The sequence below is a fragment of the Xenorhabdus mauleonii genome (assembly GCF_900113945.1).
In the GTDB taxonomy this organism is placed as follows: domain Bacteria; phylum Pseudomonadota; class Gammaproteobacteria; order Enterobacterales; family Enterobacteriaceae; genus Xenorhabdus; species Xenorhabdus mauleonii.
On record NZ_FORG01000066.1, the window covers coordinates 1 to 3,459 of the forward strand.

General features: G+C 35.5%; 2 protein-coding genes and 1 pseudogene. 2 read left to right on the plus strand and 1 reads right to left on the minus strand.

Going from position 1 to position 3,459, the window contains the following annotated elements:
* Both BM100_RS23740 and BM100_RS22025 read left to right on the plus strand, forming a co-directional pair.
* Positions 1-1,087, plus strand: a pseudogene (locus BM100_RS23740) (hypothetical protein); the annotation flags it as partial.
* Positions 1,088-1,125: 38 nt separating this feature from the next.
* Complete coding sequence (locus BM100_RS22025) at positions 1,126-1,464, plus strand: hypothetical protein (protein ID WP_092514913.1); 339 nt, start codon at positions 1,126-1,128, stop codon at positions 1,462-1,464.
* A 197-nt stretch (positions 1,465-1,661) separates the two neighbouring features.
* Here BM100_RS22025 and BM100_RS22030 read toward each other — a convergent pair.
* The coding region (locus BM100_RS22030) for an SGNH/GDSL hydrolase family protein (protein WP_217648218.1) at positions 1,662-3,459 on the minus strand (1,798 nt) is incomplete at its 5' end.

Here is a 3,459-nt window from a genome sequence, read left to right on the forward strand (position 1 = left end):
AAAAGAAACCAAAACCAAAGCTGATAACGCATTACCCCGTAGTGGTGGAGAAGTGACAGGGGACATCACTATTTCTACCGACAGTGAAATTACCTGGCATAGGAATACTGACCTGGCTGCTATTGGATTTAAAAATACTGGCGATGGTGATACCGATTCTTATATGTGGTTTAAGACGGGAGATAATGGTAACGAGTATTTCAAATGGAATCATATCATTGCCGGGGGAGGAACCTCAGAATGGATGAGCTTAAAATCGGATAACCTCCGAGTTAAAGGGCATCCCGTTTATCATCAGGGAAATAAACCTACCGCAGCAGATGTCGGGGCATATTCTAAAGCAGAAACAGACATTCAAATAAACAAGGTTGATAGTCAATTTAACCAATTTAAAGCAAATTTACAGGAATACATTCCTCTTCCTTTAAATCTTTTTAGTAACTCAATGATGAGATCCGTTGAACCGGAAGGGCATCCAACCAATTATAGTGCTGTAGGATGTACTATACAAGCAGTACACCCTTATACTAAAGGATTTGAAGGGATTTACACAGAAACAGCACCCTCTAATGTAGCGCCAGATCCAGATTCTGCAAATGAAAATAATCCATACTGGTACGGAAGGTATTACTTAGGTGCTCGAATGGGGCGCGGCGGTTTAGGTAATGGATGGGGTAGTATAAATTCAGGTAAAATTCTGAAAATAACATCCACAGCGTTCTCAGGAAAAGATAAGTATTTTAAAATTCCCGTAGAAACTCATGGTGTTTTTGAACAATTAGGTATTCGTTTTTGGGTGAAAATAGTCAAGGGGAAATTCGGTATGGGGACAGATAGCGGGTACAAAGCAAATGAACGTGGAGATTTAGGACTAGGTTATATTATTGAAAAGGCAGACGCAAATTCTGCTCAAGATGGTTGGTTATTTGTAGAAAAATTAATAAGCATATCTCGAGTGACTACCTTACAAGATAATGCAATCATGTTTGGTTTACCTTATTATGAAGATTGTGAGATTTATTTGGCTCTTCCTTATTTATATGTACCAATGTCTAATAAGTCTATGACAGTAAGTAGCCGTGGGTAAACGAATGCATTTTCAATATTTATTCTAGGAATAGAATCATGAAAGTAATAAATAAATCTGATAATAAAATTATTGGTATCTTTAATATTAATAGTGTTATGGAAGAAGTTAAACTACTAGGTTATAATGTAGTTGACTGTGAGTTTATTAAATCTCAATCAGAGTTAGATCGAGATAGTCTATTATACTTAGAATCAACAGATTGGCTTGTAACTAGGCATCGTGACCAATTAAGCTTAGACATTGAATCTTCGATTACTAACGAAGAGTATCAATCTCTTTTAGAAAAACGTCAGGCAGCTAGAGTTTCTATTGTTGACCAAGATGCTTTAAAAAAATACAATTTGTTTTTTGGTGAAAAAAATAACAAATACTAATAAAGGCTAGAACCTTACCATGTATTAGCTAATATAATAAAAGGAATATATTTGTTTTTATTATTTTGAATTAGAATTTAAGAAACCACGTATACGCTTTTCATCAATCCGTATACGTGGTCAATATATTTTATTTTTAATATTTTTAATATTTTTAAATCATATGATATTCAATCACTCAGAAAAACCAAGTTAATTCATAACCCTGCTGTAACCATCGCAGATTTATGCCAACTATTCAGAGAAACGGAATAATATGATTTAGGGGTTTCACCAAATATTATTACTAAATAGAGAGATACAGAGGAATTTGGCCATCCGTCATATAATTCTGCCAATTCTCCTGTTTCACTAACATAGTTCTTATACATAACCTTTGCACCAGTAGGTAATAATTCATTTTCATTACCTGAAATTTTATCAATACTAAAATCTGCATGGGTAGGGCCTGTTCTCCTAATTATTGCTTTCATCCAGCCATTTGGAGATGATATTGTTAGCTCCACAGGCAAATGGTCGTAATAATAATGGCTTACTGTATTATATGGAAGTAAAGCAAATGGTAATGGGAAATAGACGTGTTCAGGTAAAGATACTGCTGCTGGAACGTCATTCGATCTTTCTTGAAAATTAAAATAAGGATATTGATAAACACATGACTCGTTTTCTACTGGTTTCAATGATCCAATATTCATATTATTAGAAATCTGTTTAACAGATGTTAGATCTCGTTCTCGTAACACGACACCATTGAAATATTGCACCTTAGGTAAATCTTTTTCTACATAAACAGAAATCGTTTTCCATCCTCTGCCGACTAAACATCCTAAATGGACATATTTACCATATTGATTATATCTACCTGTTTTTACTATATACCCTGTGGTTTCTTGGATATTCCGATTACTAAGTGATTTCAATGAAATACGATTTATTGATTTCTCTCCTCGATTGTCCTCAGGATACTGAGCTTCTGCTGTATAAGAAAGAGATATATTTAACCCTTCGAATAGGCCAATCCCATATACATCCATGAATTCAGTATCCATAAAAAACGTATATGATATTCTATTGCCTTCATTCTTCATTGGCCCAGTGGACATATTATTGAGATATGATCCATATGATGTATGCAAGCCTGTAGATCTATAAATATAGCCAATTCCTTCAGAACCTCGTCCATTCTGTAAATGGATCTCTCCCTTGACTAGCTTAGGGGATTGAACCCAACCACCAGCCATAATAAAAGCACCTACAGCATTTCCATATTTGTTATATCCCTGAGTATTAAAATGTACATTATCTGAATAGACACCATCATAGATTGAATATTGAACCGTAGTATCACTCTCAAAAACAGGGCATCCATATATATTAGCCAGTGTTCTGATAGCCTGTGTAAAATATTGAGAATGATGATTTACTGAATTAAATATGATTGGCGTTGTTGTATGTAATACAACTCCGCATCCCCAATCAACATAACGTTGAATGAGTTTTTCCATATAATGTATATACTCATCAAATGTTGCTTGATGCCCACCGCCAGAATCATTAATCCCTAACATGATATGAGCGACATGTGCATTAGGGCTATGTACCCATCTCTCATAGCTAGTTCTAGCAGTATCTCCCGAATAACCACGATTGATTACATGATGGTTTACACCAGTAAATAAATTCAATATATACATCAGTGCCATTGGATATGTGACGGGTGCATGTGTTGCCGAATCTCCATTATCTGGAGGAACTTTATCCTTGGAGCTTGTATCAAATCCAGCTGTCATACTGTCACCAACACAAACAACAGTAACGTCTTCATTCCGTTTAAATTTGTTGTAGGCTAACGCTAAATTAATGGCATTACGGCGGCTATAATCAGCGGTGGTGGTAGCTGATTTCATCGCAGCCAACTTAGATTGCACAGTACCACCATCACGAGTTCCAATCAACGAAGCTCCATGCTCAGAAGACAATTCCTTGATTTCCACC